Genomic DNA, 20,213 nt, shown 5'->3' with positions numbered 1-20,213 from the left:
TTTGATCCCTACAAACGCGATCCGGCCCCGACCGGTTCCGCGCCCTCACCCTTACAAGGGAGAGGACCCCTGACCACCCCGCGGGCACATATCCGTCCGGACTGCTCCGAACGGCTCCGGACTCCACCGCGCCGGGGAGGGCGGAGGGACTACGCTCGTATGCCGTGATCGCGGCCCCTGACCGTACGCCCCTGACGCGGGGCTCCTTCGACCGCCCTGTCCTGGACGCCACCCCCGACCTGCCAGGACGCGTCCTCGTACATGCCACCCCCGACGTCTCGATCGCGCAGCGCCGCGCGGAGACTCACGGCCCGGCAAGGCGGTCGGCATGAGGGCCGCCCTCGCCCGCCCCGCCGAAGAAGTCGCCCCCGACCTGCTCGGCGCCGTCCTCACCCACGCGACACCCGAGGGAACGGTGAGCATCACGATCACGGAGACCGAGGCGTACTCCGGCGCGGCCGACCCGGCCTCCCACGCCTACCGGGGCAGGACACCACGCAACGCGATCATGTTCGGCCCCGCAGGGCATCTGTACGTCTACAGGTCCCACGGTCTCCACTGGTGCGCCAACGTCGTCACCGGGGCGGACGGCATCGCTTCGGCTGTCCTCATCCGGGCAGGCAGGGTCATCGAAGGGGAAGACCTGGCACGCGAGCGACGGGGGGACAAGGTCGAGAGTCCACGTCTCGCACGGGGTCCGGGGAACTTCTGCCAGGCGCTCGGCATCATTGCGGAGCACAACGGCACAGACCTGCTGACGGACGCCTCGGTCGCCCTGTCCGTGGGCGAGCCGGTACCCGCCGCGCTCGTACGGACCGGACCTCGGGTAGGAGTGAGCAGAGCCCACGACTGGCAGCACCGCTTCTATCTCGCCGGTGATCCAACGGTCTCGGCGTACCGACTGAGCCCGAGAGCCAAGCCGTCAGCCGGAGCCTGAGCCGGCGCGCCGGCGAGTCGGCGCGGAACCGGTCCCGAAGATCCGTGATCGCCCGCGTGCGATGCGCGTCCCTCTGACGGACTACGCGCCGCGGTGCGCCAGATCCGCCGGAGCCGTCGGTCCCGGTCCGTGGCTCGGGCCGAGGACGCGGACCTCGCCTGTAAACGTCGACTCTCGGCCCGATACGGCAGGGAACTGGCCAAAGGGTCGGCGCGCCACGCGACGGCACTGGGGGTGGGCCGGTCGCTCGACGGAACGGACGCCTTCGGCCCGAAGGTTCGCTCCTGACCTTGCCGGGAGGTACCCCCGTCCCCTCCGACCAGGTACGCAACGGTCCACGTACCGGAGATTGCGGCGACGGAGGCGTTCACCCCAGGCGTTTCCGGGTCACCGACGACCCGACGGTGAGTCCTTATAGAGCGCATGCGCCACGCCGCTGTTCAACTTGACTAGCCCCTTCGGGATCCGTAATGTAGCCCGAGCCGCTTGAACCGGTTACGGCGTTCAGCCAGCAGCCGAGAGCGGCCATCCACTACCTACGACTTCCCCTCAGCGGGGGGTCTATTCGGTGTGCCTGCACGTCTGAATTCGAACCCGCGGAACTCGATTATGAGTCGCCGAGGGAATCGGTTAACGTAGTGAATGTCGAAAGGCCGCGAAACGCGAAAGCGCTGAAAGGCCGGAAGGCAAACCCCGCTGACTGGGGGTCGGGCCCGAAAGGTTCTGATAGAGTCGGACTCGCCGGAAAGGGAAACGCGAAAGCGGAAACCTGGAAAGCACCGAGGAAATCGGATACGGAAACGGTCTGATAGAGTCGGAAACGCAAGACCGAAGGGAAGCGCCCGGAGGAAAGCCCGAGAGGGTGAGTACAAAGGAAGCGTCCGTTCCTTGAGAACTCAACAGCGTGCCAAAAATCAACGCCAGATTTGTTGATACCCCGTCTCCGGCCGTTCGGTCGGGACGAGGTTCCTTTGAAAAAGTCCTGCCGGGCATTGTTCCGGCAGGCGCATCAGCGAGGACGCTGTGAACGCCGGTCCTATTCCGACCGGTTGTTCCGCTCTCGTGATGTTCCACCGGATTACCGGTAAACATTCACGGAGAGTTTGATCCTGGCTCAGGACGAACGCTGGCGGCGTGCTTAACACATGCAAGTCGAACGATGAAGCCCTTCGGGGTGGATTAGTGGCGAACGGGTGAGTAACACGTGGGCAATCTGCCCTTCACTCTGGGACAAGCCCTGGAAACGGGGTCTAATACCGGATAACACTCCTGCCTGCATGGGTGGGGGTTAAAAGCTCCGGCGGTGAAGGATGAGCCCGCGGCCTATCAGCTTGTTGGTGAGGTACTGGCTCACCAAGGCGACGACGGGTAGCCGGCCTGAGAGGGCGACCGGCCACACTGGGACTGAGACACGGCCCAGACTCCTACGGGAGGCAGCAGTGGGGAATATTGCACAATGGGCGAAAGCCTGATGCAGCGACGCCGCGTGAGGGATGACGGCCTTCGGGTTGTAAACCTCTTTCAGCAGGGAAGAAGCGAAAGTGACGGTACCTGCAGAAGAAGCGCCGGCTAACTACGTGCCAGCAGCCGCGGTAATACGTAGGGCGCAAGCGTTGTCCGGAATTATTGGGCGTAAAGAGCTCGTAGGCGGCTTGTCACGTCGGGTGTGAAAGCCCGGGGCTTAACCCCGGGTCTGCATTCGATACGGGCTAGCTAGAGTGTGGTAGGGGAGATCGGAATTCCTGGTGTAGCGGTGAAATGCGCAGATATCAGGAGGAACACCGGTGGCGAAGGCGGATCTCTGGGCCATTACTGACGCTGAGGAGCGAAAGCGTGGGGAGCGAACAGGATTAGATACCCTGGTAGTCCACGCCGTAAACGGTGGGAACTAGGTGTTGGCGACATTCCACGTCGTCGGTGCCGCAGCTAACGCATTAAGTTCCCCGCCTGGGGAGTACGGCCGCAAGGCTAAAACTCAAAGGAATTGACGGGGGCCCGCACAAGCAGCGGAGCATGTGGCTTAATTCGACGCAACGCGAAGAACCTTACCAAGGCTTGACATACACCGGAAAGCATTAGAGATAGTGCCCCCCTTGTGGTCGGTGTACAGGTGGTGCATGGCTGTCGTCAGCTCGTGTCGTGAGATGTTGGGTTAAGTCCCGCAACGAGCGCAACCCTTGTTCTGTGTTGCCAGCATGCCCTTCGGGGTGATGGGGACTCACAGGAGACTGCCGGGGTCAACTCGGAGGAAGGTGGGGACGACGTCAAGTCATCATGCCCCTTATGTCTTGGGCTGCACACGTGCTACAATGGCAGGTACAAAGAGCTGCGAAGCCGTGAGGCGGAGCGAATCTCAAAAAGCCTGTCTCAGTTCGGATTGGGGTCTGCAACTCGACCCCATGAAGTCGGAGTTGCTAGTAATCGCAGATCAGCATTGCTGCGGTGAATACGTTCCCGGGCCTTGTACACACCGCCCGTCACGTCACGAAAGTCGGTAACACCCGAAGCCGGTGACCCAACCCCTTGTGGGAGGGAGCTGTCGAAGGTGGGACTGGCGATTGGGACGAAGTCGTAACAAGGTAGCCGTACCGGAAGGTGCGGCTGGATCACCTCCTTTCTAAGGAGCATCTAGGCCGCCGGGCTTGCCCGGTGGTCCAGGGCCATTACGTCGGCACACGTCCGACGGTGGTTGCTCATGGGTGGAACGTTGATTATTCGGCACTCTCAGTCATCTCGGGCTGCAAGTACTGCTCTTCGGAGCGTGGAAAGCTGATCATGAGTGGCGAGGGTGCCGGGCACGCTGTTGGGTGTCTGAAGGTACGGCCGAAAAGGCTGCCTTCAGTGCCGGCCCCGGTGAAGCACCGCGTAAGTGGTGTGTGACGGGTGGTTGGTCGTTGTTTGAGAACTGCACAGTGGACGCGAGCATCTGTGGCCAAGTTTTTAAGGGCGCACGGTGGATGCCTTGGCACCAGGAACCGATGAAGGACGTGGGAGGCCACGATAGTCCCCGGGGAGCCGTCAACCAGGCTTTGATCCGGGGGTTTCCGAATGGGGAAACCCGGCAGTCGTCATGGGCTGTCACCCATACCTGAACACATAGGGTATGTGGAGGGAACGCGGGGAAGTGAAACATCTCAGTACCCGCAGGAAGAGAAAACAACCGTGATTCCGGGAGTAGTGGCGAGCGAAACCGGATGAGGCCAAACCTCAAGCGTGTGAGACCCGGCAGGGGTTGCGCTTGGGGGGTTGTGGGATCTCTCTTTCACAGTCTGCCGGCTGTGAGACGAGTCAGAAACCGTTGATGTAGGCGAAGGACATGCGAAAGGTCCGGCGTAGAGGGTAAGACCCCCGTAGTCGAAACATCAACGGCTCGTTTGAGAGACACCCAAGTAGCACGGGGCCCGAGAAATCCCGTGTGAATCTGGCGGGACCACCCGCTAAGCCTAAATATTCCCTGGTGACCGATAGCGGATAGTACCGTGAGGGAATGGTGAAAAGTACCGCGGGAGCGGAGTGAAATAGTACCTGAAACCGTGTGCCTACAAGCCGTGGGAGCGTCGCGCATTGAGTTTACTCGATGCGTCGTGACTGCGTGCCTTTTGAAGAATGAGCCTGCGAGTTTGCGGTGCGTTGCGAGGTTAACCCGTGTGGGGAAGCCGTAGCGAAAGCGAGTCCGAATAGGGCGATTCAGTAGCGCGCTCAAGACCCGAAGCGGAGTGATCTAGCCATGGGCAGGTTGAAGCGGCTGTAAGAGGTCGTGGAGGACCGAACCCACCAGGGTTGAAAACCTGGGGGATGACCTGTGGTTAGGGGTGAAAGGCCAATCAAACTCCGTGATAGCTGGTTCTCCCCGAAATGCATTTAGGTGCAGCGTCGTGTGTTTCTTGCCGGAGGTAGAGCACTGGATAGGCGATGGGCCCTACCGGGTTACTGACCTTAGCCAAACTCCGAATGCCGGTAAGTGAGAGCGCGGCAGTGAGACTGTGGGGGATAAGCTCCATGGTCGAGAGGGAAACAGCCCAGAGCATCGACTAAGGCCCCTAAGCGTACGCTAAGTGGGAAAGGATGTGGAGTCGCACAGACAACCAGGAGGTTGGCTTAGAAGCAGCCACCCTTGAAAGAGTGCGTAATAGCTCACTGGTCTAGTGATTCCGCGCCGACAATGTAGCGGGGCTCAAGCGTACCGCCGAAGTCGTGTCATTGCAGCAATAGGGCCAACGCCCGCTGTGATGGGTAGGGGAGCGTCGTGTGCCGGGTGAAGCCGCGCCGGAAGGCAGTGGTGGACGGTTCACGAGTGAGAATGCAGGCATGAGTAGCGATACACACGTGAGAAACGTGTGCGCCGATTGACTAAGGGTTCCTGGGTCAAGCTGATCTGCCCAGGGTAAGTCGGGACCTAAGGCGAGGCCGACAGGCGTAGTCGATGGATAACCGGTTGATATTCCGGTACCCGCTGTGAAGCGTCAAACATCGAACCAGGCGATGCTAAGTCCGTGAAGCCGCCCCGGAGCCTTCGGGCAAAGGGGAGTGGTGGAGCCGACGGACCAGACCTGTAGTAGGTGAGTGATGGGGTGACGCAGGAAGGTAGTCCATCCCGGGCGGTGGTTGTCCCGGGGTAAGGGTGTAGGCCGTGTGATAGGCAAATCCGTCACACATCAAGGCTGAGACCTGATGCCGAGCCGATTGTGGTGAAGTGGATGATCCTATGCTGTCGAGAAAAGCCTCTAGCGAGTTTCATGGCGGCCCGTACCCTAAACCGACTCAGGTGGTCAGGTAGAGAATACCGAGGCGTTCGGGTGAACTATGGTTAAGGAACTCGGCAAAATGCCCCCGTAACTTCGGGAGAAGGGGGGCCATCACTGGTGATCCGATTTACTCGGTGAGCTGGGGGTGGCCGCAGAGACCAGCGAGAAGCGACTGTTTACTAAAAACACAGGTCCGTGCGAAGCCGTAAGGCGATGTATACGGACTGACGCCTGCCCGGTGCTGGAACGTTAAGGGGACCGGTTAGTCACTCTTCGGGGTGGCGAAGCTGAGAACTTAAGCGCCAGTAAACGGCGGTGGTAACTATAACCATCCTAAGGTAGCGAAATTCCTTGTCGGGTAAGTTCCGACCTGCACGAATGGCGTAACGACTTCTCGACTGTCTCAACCATAGGCCCGGTGAAATTGCACTACGAGTAAAGATGCTCGTTTCGCGCAGCAGGACGGAAAGACCCCGGGACCTTTACTACAGTTTGATATTGGTGTTCGGTTCGGCTTGTGTAGGATAGCTGGGAGACTGTGAAGCTTGGACGCCAGTTCAGGTGGAGTCGTCGTTGAAATACCAGTCTGGTCGTGCTGGATGTCTAACCTGGGTCCGTGATCCGGATCAGGGACAGTGTCTGATGGGTAGTTTAACTGGGGCGGTTGCCTCCTAAAGAGTAACGGAGGCGCCCAAAGGTTCCCTCAGCCTGGTTGGCAATCAGGTGTTGAGTGTAAGTGCACAAGGGAGCTTGACTGTGAGACCGACGGGTCGAGCAGGGACGAAAGTCGGGACTAGTGATCCGGCGGTGGCTTGTGGAAGCGCCGTCGCTCAACGGATAAAAGGTACCCCGGGGATAACAGGCTGATCTTCCCCAAGAGTCCATATCGACGGGATGGTTTGGCACCTCGATGTCGGCTCGTCGCATCCTGGGGCTGGAGTCGGTCCCAAGGGTTGGGCTGTTCGCCCATTAAAGCGGTACGCGAGCTGGGTTTAGAACGTCGTGAGACAGTTCGGTCCCTATCCGCTGTGCGCGTAGGAATATTGAGAAGGGCTGTCCCTAGTACGAGAGGACCGGGACGGACGAACCTCTGGTGTGCCAGTTGTCCTGCCAAGGGCATGGCTGGTTGGCTACGTTCGGGAGGGATAACCGCTGAAAGCATCTAAGCGGGAAGCCTGCTTCGAGATGAGTATTCCCACCCCCTCGAGGGGTTAAGGCTCCCAGTAGACGACTGGGTTGATAGGCCAGATCTGGAAGCCCGGCAACGGGTGGAGGTGACTGGTACTAATAGGCCGAGGGCTTGTCCTCAGTTGCTCGCGTCCACTGTGTAGTTCCCAGACAACGAACGGTTGTGCTGGCTGAACAGTTCCACTTAATCAATTTAAAAGTGTGCTTGTTCGCTGCCCGTTCGAGGCCTCGTTTCATCACGAGGCGTCTAACAGGGTTTCGGTGGTCATAGCGTGAGGGAAACGCCCGGTTACATTCCGAACCCGGAAGCTAAGCCTCACAGCGCCGATGGTACTGCAGGGGGGACCCTGTGGGAGAGTAGGACGCCGCCGAACTAAAATTAGAGGACCCTTGGTCCCAGCGACTCGCTGGGCCCAAGGGTCTTTTTTTGTTTTGCCGAAGCGCGCCAGGTACCTGGCTGCGCGAGAATGACTTGCGGTACCGATGACAGGAGTCACCCATGTCCACCAACTCTCCCGACGAGCGACCGGAGCGCGACCAGCGCCGTCGTGACAGTGGTGACCGCGGTGACAACCGCGGCGGCCCGCGCCGAGACAACGACCGTGGCGGCTCCGGCCGGCGTGACGACAACCGCAGTGGCGGGGACCGTGGCGGCTTCCGTCGCGACGACAGTCGTGGTGGCAGCACCAGCGGCGGCAGCAGCAGCGGTGGCGGCGCCCCCCGCGGCCGTGACGACCGTCGTGAGGGCGATCGGGGCGGCCGGCCGCCGTTCCGTCGTGACGACCGCGGTGGCAGCGGCGGCGGATTCCGTCGGGACGACAGCCGTCCGGCCTTCAACCGCGACGATCGGCCCAGCAGCCCGCGCCGTGACGACGACCGCGGCGGTTTCCGTCGCGACGACCGCGGCAGTGCCGGCGGTGACCGCGGTGGCTTCCGCCGTGACGACAACCGCGGTGGCGGCGGTGACCGTGGAGGTTTCCGCCGTGACGACAACCGTGGCGGTGGCAGTGGTGGCGGCTTCCGTCGCGACGACCGCGGCGGCAGTGCCGGAGGTGACCGTCCGCCCTTCCGTCGTGACGACAACCGTGGGGGCAGTGGTGGCGGAGGTTTCCGCCGTGACGACCGTGGCGGCAGTGGTGGCGGCGACCGTCTGCCCTTCCGCCGTGACGACAACCGTGGCGGCAGCGGCAGCGGTGGCGGTGGCGGTTTCCGTCGCGACGACCGTGGCGGCAGTGCCGGAGGTGACCGTGGCGGTTTCCGTCGTGACGAGCGCCCCAGCAGCCCGCGCCGTGACGACGACCGCGGTGGGTTCCGCCGTGACGACAACCGGGGCGGCGGCAGTGGTGGCGGCTTCCGCCGCGACGACCGCGGCGGCAGCGGTGGCGGTGACCGTCCGCCCTTCCGTCGTGACGACAACCGTGGGGGCAGTGGTGGCGGAGGTTTCCGCCGTGACGACCGTGGCGGCAGTGCCGGAGGTGACCGTGGCGGTTTCCGTCGTGACGAGCGCCCCAGCAGCCCGCGCCGTGACGACGACCGCGGTGGGTTCCGCCGTGACGACAACCGCGGTGGCGGCAGTGGTGGCGGCTTCCGCCGTGACGACCGCGGCAGCGGTGGCGGCGACCGTCCGCCCTTCCGCCGCGACGACAACCGCGGTGGCAGTGCCGGAGGTGACCGTGGCGGTTTCCGTCGTGACGAGCGCCCCAGCAGCCCGCGCCGTGACGACGACCGCGGTGGGTTCCGCCGTGACGACAACCGGGGCGGCGGCAGTGGTGGCGGCTTCCGCCGTGACGACCGCGGCAGCGGTGGCGGCGACCGTCCGCCCTTCCGCCGCGACGACCGGGATGCTCGTGGGGACTTTCGTCGCGACGAGCGGCCCAGTAGCCCGCGTCGTGATGACGACCGTGGTGGGTTCCGTCGCGACGAGCGGCCCAGCAGCCCGCGTCGTGATGACGACCGCGGTGGGTTCCGCCGTGACGACAACCGGGGCGGCGGCTTCCGTGACCGTGACGACCGGGGCCGTGGCGGACCGCGCCACGACGACCGGGGCGGGCGCCCCGGTGGCTTCCGTGGCCGCGACGACCGCGGTGGCGACGACCGGCACGGTGGCGGCCGTTACCGCGACGAGCGGGAGCGGGACCGTGAGCCGATCAAGCGGCTGCCCATCCCGGACGACATCACGGGCGAGGAGATCGACAAGGACGTGCGCCAGGAGCTCATGAGCCTGCCCAAGGGGCTCGCCGAGGACGTCGCCCGCAACCTGGTGATGGTCGCCCGCCTCATCGACGAGGACCCCGAGGGCGCCTACGCGTACTCGAGGATCGCCCTGCGGCTGGCCTCGCGTGTCGCCGCCGTGCGCGAGGCGGCCGGTTTCGCCGCGTACGCGAACCAGAAGTTCAGCGAGGCGCTCGCGGAGTTCCGCGCCGCGCGCCGGATGACCGGCAGCGTGGAGCTGTGGCCCGTCATGGCGGACTGCGAGCGTGGCCTCGGCCGGCCCGAGAAGGCGCTGGAGATGGCCGGGGCGCCCGAGGTGCAGAAGCTGGACAAGGCGAGCCAGGTCGAGATGCGGCTCGTGGCCGCCGGCGCCCGGCGTGACATGGACCAGCTCGACGCGGCCATCGTCACCCTGCAGAGCCCCGAGCTCGCTTCGAACTCCGTCCAGCCCTGGACCGCGCGACTGCGGTACGCCTACGCCGACGCGCTCCTGGCCGCCGGACGTGAGGGCGAGGCACGCGAGTGGTTCGCCAAGACCGTCGAGTCCGACAAGGACGGCAGCACGGACGCCTCCGACCGCCTCGCCGAGATGGACGGTGTCGAGTTCGTCGACGTCCTCGTCGAGGACGACGAGGAAGCCGGGAACGGGGACACCACCGAGACCGCGACGGAGATCCGCGCCGAGGCCGAGCACCAGGACGCGGACGACGACGAAGGCGAAGACGACGAGGACGAAGACGAGGACGACGAGATCGAGTCCGTGACCACGGACGAGATCACGGACGACGTCGACGACCTCGACGAGGACGAGGACGAGAACGAGGACGAGGACGCCGACGAGGACGACGCTCCTCAGCGTCCGCAGAGCTGACGCCGGACACCACGGCGCAAACACGTGGGCGGCGGGACACCGGAAGGTGTGCCGCCGCCCACGTGGCGTTTTCGGGGACCACGCCCTCTCAGGGAGCGAGCGCCCGCAGAACCAGCCCGGACGCCGGCTTCGGCCCGAAGGAGGTCGACTTGCGCGGCATCGTGACCCCCTGGCGCGCCAGATCGCGTACGACGTCCTCGTGCACCGGGTGCATCAGGACGGCCGTGCCTCCGTCGCGTTCCGCCTTCTCGACGGTGGCGGTCGTGTCGTGGATGTACGCGATGTGTGCGGGAGAGTCCTCCGGGATGCCCCACACATGGTCCAGGAGCGTGGCGTGCAGGACCGTGGCGTCCAGTGAGCGCCAGGCCTCCGGGTGCTCGGCCGGGATCGTACGGGCCAGGAGGTCCGGCGACGGGCGGTCGACGAGGTGGAAGGAGCCGTCGCCGGCGAGGAGGAACGCGTTCCCCGCGGAGGCAGCCGAGGAAAGGGCCTCCAGAGCCTCGGCGAGGGGCACGTCGAGGTGGCGTACGCGGAAGGAGTCACCGAGGGCGGCCAGCGCCTCGGCGACCGGCAGGCCGTGCAGCAGGCGGTGGATGGCCCGGACGCGCAGTGGGTAACGGGCGGTGTCCACCAGGAGGACCAGACCGTAGTCCCAGGGGCTCGGGGAAGGATGCTCCGCGCGTAGACGAAGGTACGTGGCCCAGCGGTGGTGGCCGTCGGCGATCAGGGCCTGGTGCCGGCCGAGGTCCGTGCGGATCTCCGAGAGCTCCGCCGGGTCCGTGACCGCCCACAGACGATGGCTGATGCCGTCCTCCGTGGTGGTGGACAGCAGCGGCGGCAGGGCCGCGGTGCGTTCGATGACGGCGGCGGTGCCGTATCCGGAACCGTTGCCGCGATAGGTCAGCAGCAGGGGTTCGAGGTTGGCGGACGTGGCGCGCATCAGGGCCGCGCGGTCCGCGATGACGTGGGGCATCACGTCCTCGTGCGGGAGCACGACACCGTCGGCCGGATCGGACAGGCGCAGATTGCCGATCACGCCCCGTTGCAGCAGGGCCCCGTCGCGCTGCTCGTACACGTACAGGCCCGGCTCGGGATCGGCCGCCAGGACGCCTTCCGACAGCCAGCGGCGCAGCGTTTCGGCGGCCTGCCGGTTGCGGGCGGCGGGGGTGCCGTCCTGCGGCAGGATCAGCCGGACGATGTTGTACGGGTCGGCCGACTCGAGTTCGAGCAGTCCGTCGGGCCGGACGATCACGTCGTACGGCGGGGACGTCACGGCGGCCAGGCTGCCGACCCGGTCGGGGTCGTAGCGCAGGCCTCGGAACGGGGTGAGTTCGAGGCCGCTCCCTGCCGGTGTTTCCTCCTCGGGACCTGCATAGTTCATTGGGGCATCGTAAGTGTGTCAGTGGCATGCGCGATGATCGGGGCAACGGGATCGAACGAGGAGCGATGCGCAATGAGCCAGACCGTCAGGACGCGGCCCGAGGGCAGTGGGCAGGCCCTGAGCGAGGCGTACGACACGGCGCTGCTGGACCTGGACGGGGTGGTGTACGCGGGCGGTGACGCCATCGCCCACGCCGTCGATTCGCTGGCGACGGCGCGCGCGGGCGGCATGCACCTCGCGTACGTCACCAACAACGCGCTGCGCACCCCCGACGCGGTCGCCGGGCACCTTACGGAGCTGGGCATACCGACGGTGGCCTCGGACGTCATCACCTCGGCGCAGGCCGTGGCCCGGCTCATCAGCGAGCAGGTGCCGACGGGGGCGCGGGTGCTCGTCATCGGCGGCGAGGGGCTGCGGGTCGCCCTTCGCGAGCGCGGGCTGGAGCCGGTCGACTCGGCGGAGGACGAGCCCGTAGCGGTCGTCCAGGGGTACGGCGGTCCCGATCTGACCTGGTCCCGCTTCGCGGAGGCGTGCTACGCCATCGCGCGCGGGGTTCCGTGGTTCGCCTCCAACACCGATCTGACGATTCCGGGCGCGCGCGGGATCGCGCCCGGGAACGGCGCGGCGGTGGAGGTCGTCCGCATCGCCACGGGTGCCGAGCCGCAGGTGGCGGGCAAGCCGCTGCCCCCGATGCACCGCGAGACGATTCTGCGGACCGGGGCCGAGCGGCCGCTGGTGGTCGGGGACCGGCTGGACACGGACATCGAGGGCGCGTTCAACGGCGAGGTGGACTCGCTGCTCGTCCTCACCGGTGTGACGGACGGGGCACAGCTCCTCGCCGCGCCTCCGCAGCACCGGCCGACGTATGTCGACGCCGATCTGCGCGGGATGCTCACCGGGCAGCCCGAGGTCGTCGAGGCGGGCGACGGGTTCCGCTGCGGCGGCTGGACGGCGACGGCGGGCGGCCAGGAACTCGAGCTGACGGGCGAGGGCGAGGCCCTCGACGGACTGCGGGCCCTGTGCGCGGCGGCGTGGACGGCCGCGGGTGAGAGCGCGTGCGAGCTGGACGGGGGGAAGGCGCTGGCTCGGCTGGGCCTCTAGGGCTTGTCCGACCGGGCCGGTACCGGGATCGGACCTGGAGTGGACCGGATCGGACCTGGAGTGCACAGGGACCGGTCCCTGTCCTGGCCCATGGCCCCTGTCCCAGTACCGGTCCCTAGTCCCTGTGCACGCCAGGCGCCCGGGAAGGGCATGGGGGCTGGTGCTGCCGTTGCTCGCTCGTGGGCGGGGCGGGGTCGGTGGGGTGGCTGACCTGGGCCTCGGTGTGAGGCCGGGTGTGCGGGCGCCCCGAAACGCTGACGCGAGGGTAGGCTAACCTAACCTCGTGTTGGTCGACAGTCCTCCTGAACAGCGCGCGGAAACCGCCCCCGCGCCCCCAACCCGCCGGGCGATACGGGCCTTCGGGCTCCTCGTCTCCGTGGGCGTCCTGCTGCTGGTCGCGCTGGCGAGTATCGCGATCGGCGCGAAGGCGCTGCCGCTGGACCAGGTGTGGCACGGCCTGTTCCACGACTCGGGGACGTACGCCGATGTCGTGGTCGGCGACCGGATCTCGCGCACCGTGCTCGGGCTGCTGGTCGGCGCCGCGCTCGGGCTGTCCGGTGCCGTCCTCCAGGCGCTCACCCGCAATCCGCTGGCCGACCCCGGTCTGCTCGGGATCAACGCGGGCGCGTCCGCCGCCGTCGTCACCGCGATCACCTATTTCGGCGTCACCTCGCTGAGCGGCTACGTCTGGTTCGCCTTCCTCGGCGCGGCCGCGGTCGGAGCGCTGGTCTGGTTCCTGGGCGGAAGCCGGGGTGCGACGCCGATACGGCTCGCGCTCGCCGGAACCGCGATCAGCGCCGCGCTGTACGGCTATCTCCAGGCCGTGATGCTCATGGACGACGCGGCGCTCGGCAAGATGCGCTTCTGGACCGTAGGTTCGCTCGCCTCGGCGACCGACTCGACGATCGAGCAGGTAGCCCCCTTCCTCGCCGTCGGCACGCTCGTCGCGCTGGCTCTGGCCCGGCCGTTGAACGCGGTGTCCATGGGCGACGACACGGCCCGGGCGCTCGGCGCCAACCTGAACCGCACCCGGGCGCTGTCGATGGCCGCCGCGACCGTGCTCTGCGGGGCCGCGACCGCCGCCTGCGGACCGATCGTGTTCGTCGGGCTCATGGTCCCGCACGCCGTCCGCTCCTTCACCGGGCCCGACCTGCGCTGGATCCTGCCGTACGCCACCGTCCTGTCGCCCGTGCTGCTGCTCGGCGCCGATGTCCTGGGGCGGATGGTCGCCCGGCCGGCGGAGCTCCAGGTCGGCATCGTCACCGCGGTGCTGGGCGGTCCGGTCTTCATCTTTCTCGTACGGCGACGGAGGACGGCGCAGCTGTGACGACCCCACGTGTCCGAAGCATCCGAACCGCACGCGACCGGCGCGTCCCGGCACTTCCCGGTCGCCGTGTCCGTGCCGTCCGCACCGGCGGTGGACTGTCCGTCCGCCTCGACGTCCGCACGTTCCTGGTGGTCGTCCTGCTGCTGGTTGCGGCGGCCGCGGCGAGCGTGGTCCTCATCGGCACCGGCGACTTCCCGATCCCGGCCGGCGACGTGCTCAAGACCCTGGCCGGCGACGGCAGCCCCAGCCAGGAGTTCATCGTCAACGACCTGCGGCTGCCGCGCGTTCTCGTCGGGCTGCTGGTGGGGGCCTCGCTCGGGCTGGCCGGAGCGCTCTTCCAGTCCGTCTCCCGCAATCCGCTGGGCAGCCCCGACGTGCTCGGGCTCGGACAGGGTTCCACCGCCGGCGCGCTCATCGTGATCGTGCTGTACTCGGGCAGCGCGACCGAGGTCGCCCTCGGAGCGCTCGTCGGCGGACTCCTGACCGGATTCGCCATCTACCTGCTCGCGTGGAAGCAGGGCGTGCACGGCTACCGCCTGGTCCTCGTCGGCATCGGCGTCTCCGCGATCGTCACGGCGGTCAACGGCTACCTCCTCACCAAGGCCGACCTCGTCGACGCGGCCCGCGCCGTCGTCTGGATGACCGGCTCCCTCAACGGCCGGGACTGGGCCCAGGTCTGGCCGCTGCTCATCCTGTGCGCCGTCCTCGTCCCCCTCGTCCTCGGCAACGCGCGCGGGCTGCGGATGATGGAGATGGGCGACGACGTGTCGTACGCCCTCGGAGTGAGCGTCGAGCGGACGCGGCTGCTGCTGATGGTGGCCGCCGTGCTGCTCACCGCGGGTGCCACCGCCGCCGCGGGCCCCGTCGGTTTCGTGGCGCTCACCGCGCCGCAGCTCGCCCGGCGGCTCACCCGGTCGCCCGGACCGAACCTCATGCCGTCGATGTGCATGGGCGCGACCCTGCTCATCGTCGCGGACTGGGCCTCGCAGCGCGCCTTCGGCGCCGATCAGCTGCCGGTCGGCGTCGTGACCGGCGTCCTCGGCGGTGTCTACCTGCTGTGGCTGCTGGTCACCGAGCGCAAGGCGGGCCGGATATGAGCGGCCCGGCGGACCCGGCCGTGAGCCCGACGGACCCGGCTGTGAGCGGCTTGGCGGACCCGGCTGTGCGGGAAGCGAAGAACGCGGCGCGGGCGAACGACCAGGCGCACGAGAACACCCCAAGGAGCACTGTGAACCGCCTGTCCGCCGACAACGTCACCCTCGGCTACGACCAGCGCGTCATCGCGGAGAAGCTGTCGGTGGAGATTCCCGACAACTCCTTCACCGTGATCGTCGGCCCGAACGCCTGCGGCAAGTCCACGCTGCTGCGTGCCCTCTCGCGCATGCTGAAGCCCTCGGCCGGGCGGGTGCTGCTCGACGGACAGGCGATCCAGTCGATGCCCGCGAAGAAGGTGGCGCGCACCCTCGGGCTGCTGCCGCAGTCGTCGATCGCACCGGACGGGATCACGGTCGGCGACCTCGTCGGCCGGGGGCGCTACCCCCACCAGGGCCTGCTGCGCCAATGGTCCGCGGAGGACGAGCGCGTGGTGCAGGAGTCGATGGCCTCGACCGGGGTCGCCGAGCTCGCCGACCGCTACGTCGACGAATTGTCGGGCGGCCAGCGTCAGCGCGTGTGGATCGCGATGGCGCTCGCGCAGCAGACCCCGCTGCTCCTGCTGGACGAGCCGACGACCTATCTCGACATCCAGCACCAGATCGACGTCCTCGACCTGTGCGCCGAGCTCCACGAGACCCGGGGCCGCACCCTGGTCGCCGTGCTGCACGACCTCAACCACGCGGCCCGGTACGCCACCCACCTGATCGCCCTGCGCGGAGGCGAGGTCATCGCCGAGGGCGCCCCGAACGACATCGTCACGGCCGAGCTGGTCGAGGAGGTCTTCGGGCTGCGCTGCCAGATCATCGACGACCCCGAGACCGGGACACCGCTCGTGGTGCCCGCGGCTCGCAAGGCCAGGGTCCCCGCCGCCGCGTCCGTTAAAGAAGGGTCCTGAGCCGGAACAGGTCGCGCAGGCCCGCCTCCAGCTTCACCCGGCCCGAGCCCCAAGCCTTGGCGAAGTTCAGCTCGCCGTTCACCATCGACACCAGGTCGTCGCCGTTCATGGTCAGCCGGATCTGGGCCCGCTCGGGAGGCGGGCCCTGGAGCGTGTCGAGCACCTCGATCCGGCCGCCCCTGAGACGGCCGACGAAGGTGATGTCCAGGTCGGTGATACGGCAGCTCAGCGAGCGGTCCAGGGCCGCCGCGGCGCGTACGTCCCCGTCGGCGCCCGCCATGTTGTCCGAAAGCTTGTCGAGTGCGGTGCGGCACTCCTCTGTCGTCGCCATCGTGATCGACGGTACCGCAGCCCTTCGCGGTAGCGTCGGGGCATGAACGACTCAGTCCCCGAGGGGGAGCCTCCCGAGGCCATGGCCGAGCAGGAGCCCGGCCCGGCCGCGCAGGCGGAACCGGAACCCGCGTACGACCCCGCCGCACCGGCCCCGCTGAACATCCCGCGTGTCCCGACGGGCGACGCCGACGTCGACGCCCGGCTCGACCGCCTCGCCGACGCCGACCACCTCGCCACGGACGGACACCTCGAGGTGTACGAGGATGTGCACCGGGGGCTGCGCGACGCGCTCACCGCGCTCGACGGCCGCCCGGCCGCCGCCCCGCAATGAGATCCTTCGGGACACCCGGGGAACGTCCCGGGCGACCCTTTCCATCGCCGTACGACCGCAGGAGCTGAACCGAACGTGGCAGGAGTGGCACGCCGCCGCCTCGACGCCGAGCTGGTCCGCAGGAAGCTCGCCCGCTCGCGCGAGCACGCCGGACAGCTGATCGCCGCGGGCAGGGTCAGCGTGGGCAAGACCCTCGCGACCAAGCCCGCCACGCAGGTCGAGACCGCCGCGGCGATCGTGGTCAGCAAGGACGACAGCGACCCCGACTACGTCTCGCGCGGCGGACACAAGCTCGCCGGCGCGCTCGCCGTCTTCGGGCCGCAGGGCCTGAAGGTCGAGGGGCGGCGGGCACTGGACGCCGGCGCGTCCACCGGGGGCTTCACCGACGTACTGCTGCGCGCGGGCGCCGCCCATGTCGTCGCCGTGGACGTAGGTTACGGACAACTCGCGTGGTCTCTCCAGAGCGATGAACGCGTCACCGTCAAGGACCGTACGAACGTACGCGAGTTGACGTTGGAGGCGATCGATGGGGAGTCCGTGGACCTTGTTGTCGGGGATCTGTCCTTCATCCCGCTCGGACTGGTGCTGCCCGCCCTCGCGCGGTGCACGGTGCCGGATGCCGACCTGGTGATGATGGTCAAGCCGCAGTTCGAGGTGGGGAAGGACCGGCTGGGCAGCGGCGGTGTCGTGCGCAGTCCGGAGCTGCGCGCCGAGACCGTGCGCGGTGTGGCGGGGCGAGCCTACGAACTGGGGCTCGGAGTGAAGGGCGTGACAGCGAGCCCGTTGCCCGGACCGTCGGGCAACGTCGAGTACTTTCTGTGGCTGAGTGCCGGGGCACCCGAACTCGACCCGGCCGACGTTGACCGTGCAGTGGCGGAGGGGCCGCGTTGACACAGACCCGAGCTCGTACTGTTTTCCTGCTGGCCCACACCGGGCGGCCGGCAGCCATCCGCAGCGCCGAGCTGGTCGTCCAGGGGCTGCTGCGTTCCGGGATCGGCGTACGGGTCCTCGCGGCCGAGGCGGCCGATCTGCCGCTGCCGGCCGAGGTGGAGCTGGTCCAGGAGGCCACTCCGCAGTGCCTCGACGGCTGCGAGCTGCTCATCGTCCTCGGCGGTGACGGAACGCTGCTGCGCGGCGCCGAGTTCGCCCGCGCCTCCGGTGTGCCGATGCTCGGCGTCAACCTCGGGCGGGTCGGCTTCCTCGCCGAGGCCGAGCGCGACGATCTGGACAAGGTCGTCGACCGGGTCGTCACCCGGGCCTACGAGGTCGAGGAACGCATGACCGTCGACGTGGTCGTGCACCGCAACGGCGACATCGTGCACACCGACTGGGCGCTGAACGAGGCGGCCGTGCAGAAGGTGTCCGCCGAGAAGCTCCTCGAAGTGGTGCTGGAGATCGACGGGCGGCCCGTCACCGGGTTCGGCTGCGACGGGATCGTCTGCGCGACCCCGACCGGGTCGACGGCGTACGCCTTCTCCGCGGGCGGGCCCGTGGTCTGGCCCGAGGTCGAGGCCCTGCTGATGGTCCCGATCAGCGCGCACGCCCTGTTCGCCAAGCCGCTGGTGACCTCACCGGACTCGGTGCTCGCCGTGGAGGTGCTGCCGCACGTTCCGCCGGGCGTCCTGTGGTGCGACGGACGGCGGACCGTGGAGCTGCCGCCGGGCGCGCGGGTCGAGGTGCGGCGCGGTGCCGTGCCCGTGCGGCTCGCCCGGCTGCACCACGCGTCCTTCACCGACCGGCTCGTCGCCAAGTTCGCACTGCCCGTCTCCGGGTGGCGCGGAGCACCGCACTAGCCACAGCCACACCCCCGGCACCCGGTTCCGCCCGGGTGCCGGGCCGCCTCCGCGCGGGCCGTCGGCGAACGAGATCCCCCTCGGAAGGTAACGCTCGGTTCTCTTTGCGGGGGGCGGCGTCGCACGGCGCCGGGAAAACCTCGTATGGTCGGGGGCGTGTTGGAGGAGATGCGGATACGGTCGCTCGGAGTCATCGACGACGCGGTCGTCGAGTTGTCACCCGGCTTCACCGCCGTGACCGGTGAGACCGGTGCGGGCAAGACGATGGTGGTCACCAGCCTCGGGCTGCTGCTGGGCGGGCGTGCGGACCCGGCCCTCGTGCGGATCGGCGCCAAGAGCGCGGTCGTGGAGGGGCGGATCAGCGTACCCGCGGGCGGGACGGCCGTCGTACGGGCCGAGGAAGCGGGTGCCGAGCTCGACGAGGGCATGCTGCTGATCAGCCGTACCGTTTCGGCCGAGGGGCGTTCACGCGCGCATCTGGGCGGACGCTCGGTGCCGGTGGGCGTGCTCGCCGAACTCGCCGACGAACTCGTCGCGGTGCACGGCCAGACCGACCAGCAGGGGCTGCTCAAACTGTCCCGGCAGCGGCAGGCCCTGGACCGGTACGCGGGTGACGCGGTCGCCGTGCCGCTCGCCAAGTACGCGGGCGCCTACCGCCGGCTGCGGGCCGTCTCGGCCGAGCTGGACGAGATCACGACACGCGCGCGGGAGCGGGTCCAGGAAGCCGACCTGCTGCGCTTCGGACTCGACGAGGTCGCGGCCGTCGAGCCGCGCGCCGGCGAGGACGTCGAGCTGGCGGCGGAGGCGGAGCGGCTCGGTCACGCGGAGGCGCTGGCATCGGCCGCCACCGCCGCGCACGCGGCGCTGGCGGGCAATCCCGAGGACCCGGAGGGCATCGACGCGGCCACGCTGGTCGCGGGCGCCCACCGCGCTCTTGAGGCCGTACGGTCGCACGACTCGGCGCTCGCCACGCTGTCCGGGCGCATCGGGGAGATCGCCATCCTGCTCGGCGACGTGGCGGGCGAACTCGCGGGCTACGCCGACGACCTCGACGCCGACCCGCTGCGGCTGTCGGCCGTCGAGGAGCGCCGGGCCGCCCTCACCCAGCTGACACGGAAGTACGGCGCGGACATCGACGCCGTGATCGCCTGGGCCGAGCGGAGCTCCGAGCGGCTCACCGAACTCGACGGCGACGACGACCGGCTCGGCGAGCTGACCGCCGAGCGGGACGCGCTGCGCGGCGAACTGGGCGGCCTGGCCCAGGCGCTGACGGACGCCCGCGCGGAGGCCGCCGAACGGTTCGCCGCCGCCGTCACCGCCGAGCTGGCCTCGCTCGCGATGCCGCACGCGCGCGTGTCCTTCGAGCTCCGGCAGACGGACGACCCGGAGGGGGTGGAGGTCGGCGGACGCCCGGTGGCCTACGGCCCGGCCGGTGCCGACGAGGTCGAACTCCTGCTCGCCCCGCATCCGGGGGCGCCGCCGCGGCCCATCGCCAAGGGGGCGTCCGGCGGTGAGCTCTCGCGGGTCATGCTCGCGGTGGAGGTCGTGTTCGCCGGGACCGACCCCGTGCCGACGTACCTCTTCGACGAGGTCGACGCGGGCGTCGGCGGCAAGGCCGCGGTCGAGATCGGGCGGCGGCTGGCACGGCTCGCCAAGAGTGCGCAGGTCGTCGTCGTGACGCACCTGCCGCAGGTGGCCGCCTTCGCCGACCGGCAGCTCCTGGTCGAGAAGACCAACGACGGGTCCGTGACCCGGTCCGGTGTGAAGGTGCTGGAGGGCGAGGAGCGGATCCGCGAGCTGTCCCGGATGCTCGCCGGCCAGGAGGACTCCGTGACGGCCCGGGCGCACGCGGAGGAACTCCTGGCTGCGGCCCGCGCGGACGCCTAGCAGGGACGACCCTGCCCGGCGGGACTAGTCCGGCCGGGCCAGTCCACGTGGGCGGGTC

The 20,213-nt window shown here is 68.2% G+C and carries 12 protein-coding genes, 3 rRNA genes and 2 pseudogenes; 15 read left to right on the top strand and 2 right to left on the bottom strand.

Features of this window, described 5'->3' with window-relative positions; translation table 11 throughout:
- Nucleotides 1-328: 328 nt before the first annotated feature.
- The 7 genes and pseudogenes from OG410_RS10545 (at nt 329) to OG410_RS10515 (ending at nt 9,952) form a co-directional block, all read left to right on the top strand.
- Nucleotides 329-937, top strand: a complete 609-nt coding sequence (locus OG410_RS10545; RefSeq protein WP_329298877.1) for a DNA-3-methyladenine glycosylase — start codon at nt 329-331, stop codon at nt 935-937.
- Nucleotides 938-1,078: 141 nt separating this feature from the next.
- Nucleotides 1,079-1,386 (top strand): annotated as a pseudogene (locus tag OG410_RS10540) (DNA-3-methyladenine glycosylase); the annotation flags it as partial.
- A gap of 642 nt (nt 1,387-2,028) precedes the next feature.
- Nucleotides 2,029-3,554 (top strand): 16S ribosomal RNA (locus tag OG410_RS10535).
- 313 nt (nt 3,555-3,867) lie between these two features.
- A 23S ribosomal RNA gene (locus OG410_RS10530) occupies nt 3,868-6,990 on the top strand.
- A gap of 137 nt (nt 6,991-7,127) precedes the next feature.
- A 5S ribosomal RNA gene (gene rrf, locus OG410_RS10525) occupies nt 7,128-7,244 on the top strand.
- The 16S, 23S and 5S rRNA genes sit together here, the layout of an rRNA operon.
- Before the next feature lie 836 nt (nt 7,245-8,080).
- A pseudogene (locus OG410_RS42560) lies at nt 8,081-8,329 on the top strand (DEAD/DEAH box helicase); the annotation flags it as partial.
- A 741-nt stretch (nt 8,330-9,070) separates the two neighbouring features.
- Nucleotides 9,071-9,952 (top strand): hypothetical protein, encoded by an 882-nt coding sequence (locus tag OG410_RS10515; RefSeq protein ID WP_329304082.1) that lies wholly within the window; start codon nt 9,071-9,073, stop codon nt 9,950-9,952.
- An 88-nt stretch (nt 9,953-10,040) separates the two neighbouring features.
- Here the strand turns inward: OG410_RS10515 and OG410_RS10510 are convergent, their stop codons facing one another.
- On the bottom strand, nt 10,041-11,333 hold the full coding sequence (locus OG410_RS10510) for a DUF1015 domain-containing protein (RefSeq protein ID WP_329298876.1): 1,293 nt from the start codon (nt 11,331-11,333) through the stop codon (nt 10,041-10,043).
- 72 nt (nt 11,334-11,405) lie between these two features.
- On the opposite strand from OG410_RS10510, the gene OG410_RS10505 reads away from it, so the two are divergent.
- The 4 genes from OG410_RS10505 (at nt 11,406) to OG410_RS10490 (ending at nt 15,811) form a co-directional block, all read left to right on the top strand.
- Nucleotides 11,406-12,434, top strand: coding sequence for an HAD hydrolase-like protein (locus OG410_RS10505; RefSeq protein ID WP_329298875.1), 1,029 nt, complete (start codon nt 11,406-11,408; stop codon nt 12,432-12,434).
- Between the two features lie 283 nt (nt 12,435-12,717).
- Complete coding sequence (locus OG410_RS10500) at nt 12,718-13,761, top strand: FecCD family ABC transporter permease (RefSeq protein WP_329298873.1); 1,044 nt, start codon at nt 12,718-12,720, stop codon at nt 13,759-13,761.
- A gap of 20 nt (nt 13,762-13,781) precedes the next feature.
- Complete coding sequence (locus OG410_RS10495) at nt 13,782-14,858, top strand: FecCD family ABC transporter permease (RefSeq protein ID WP_329304081.1); 1,077 nt, start codon at nt 13,782-13,784, stop codon at nt 14,856-14,858.
- 65 nt (nt 14,859-14,923) lie between these two features.
- A complete protein-coding gene (locus tag OG410_RS10490) occupies nt 14,924-15,811 on the top strand; it encodes an ABC transporter ATP-binding protein (RefSeq protein ID WP_329304080.1) in 888 nt (295 codons plus the stop codon).
- Here OG410_RS10490 and OG410_RS10485 read toward each other — a convergent pair.
- On the bottom strand, nt 15,795-16,142 hold the full coding sequence (locus OG410_RS10485; RefSeq protein ID WP_326788626.1) for an SCP2 sterol-binding domain-containing protein: 348 nt from the start codon (nt 16,140-16,142) through the stop codon (nt 15,795-15,797). The genes OG410_RS10490 and OG410_RS10485 overlap by 17 nt on opposite strands.
- 42 nt (nt 16,143-16,184) lie before the next feature.
- On the opposite strand from OG410_RS10485, the gene OG410_RS10480 reads away from it, so the two are divergent.
- The 4 genes from OG410_RS10480 (at nt 16,185) to recN (ending at nt 20,155) form a co-directional block, all read left to right on the top strand.
- Nucleotides 16,185-16,475 (top strand): hypothetical protein, encoded by a 291-nt coding sequence (locus OG410_RS10480; protein ID WP_329298871.1) that lies wholly within the window; start codon nt 16,185-16,187, stop codon nt 16,473-16,475.
- Between the two features lie 75 nt (nt 16,476-16,550).
- Complete coding sequence (locus OG410_RS10475; protein WP_329298870.1) at nt 16,551-17,366, top strand: TlyA family RNA methyltransferase; 816 nt, start codon at nt 16,551-16,553, stop codon at nt 17,364-17,366.
- A complete protein-coding gene (locus tag OG410_RS10470) occupies nt 17,363-18,268 on the top strand; it encodes an NAD kinase (RefSeq protein ID WP_326788629.1) in 906 nt (301 codons plus the stop codon). The genes OG410_RS10475 and OG410_RS10470 overlap by 4 nt, the downstream gene beginning before the upstream one ends.
- A 144-nt stretch (nt 18,269-18,412) precedes the next feature.
- The gene (recN, locus tag OG410_RS10465; RefSeq protein WP_329298869.1) at nt 18,413-20,155 is read left to right on the top strand and encodes a DNA repair protein RecN; all 1,743 of its coding nucleotides are present in this window, start codon (nt 18,413-18,415) and stop codon (nt 20,153-20,155) included.
- Nucleotides 20,156-20,213 lie beyond the last annotated feature (58 nt).

The organism is Streptomyces sp. NBC_00659, from assembly GCF_036226925.1.
In the GTDB taxonomy this organism is placed as follows: Bacteria; Actinomycetota; Actinomycetes; order Streptomycetales; family Streptomycetaceae; genus Streptomyces.
Note: the sequence above shows the minus strand (reverse complement) of the source record. Positions and strands in the feature narration are given on the sequence as shown.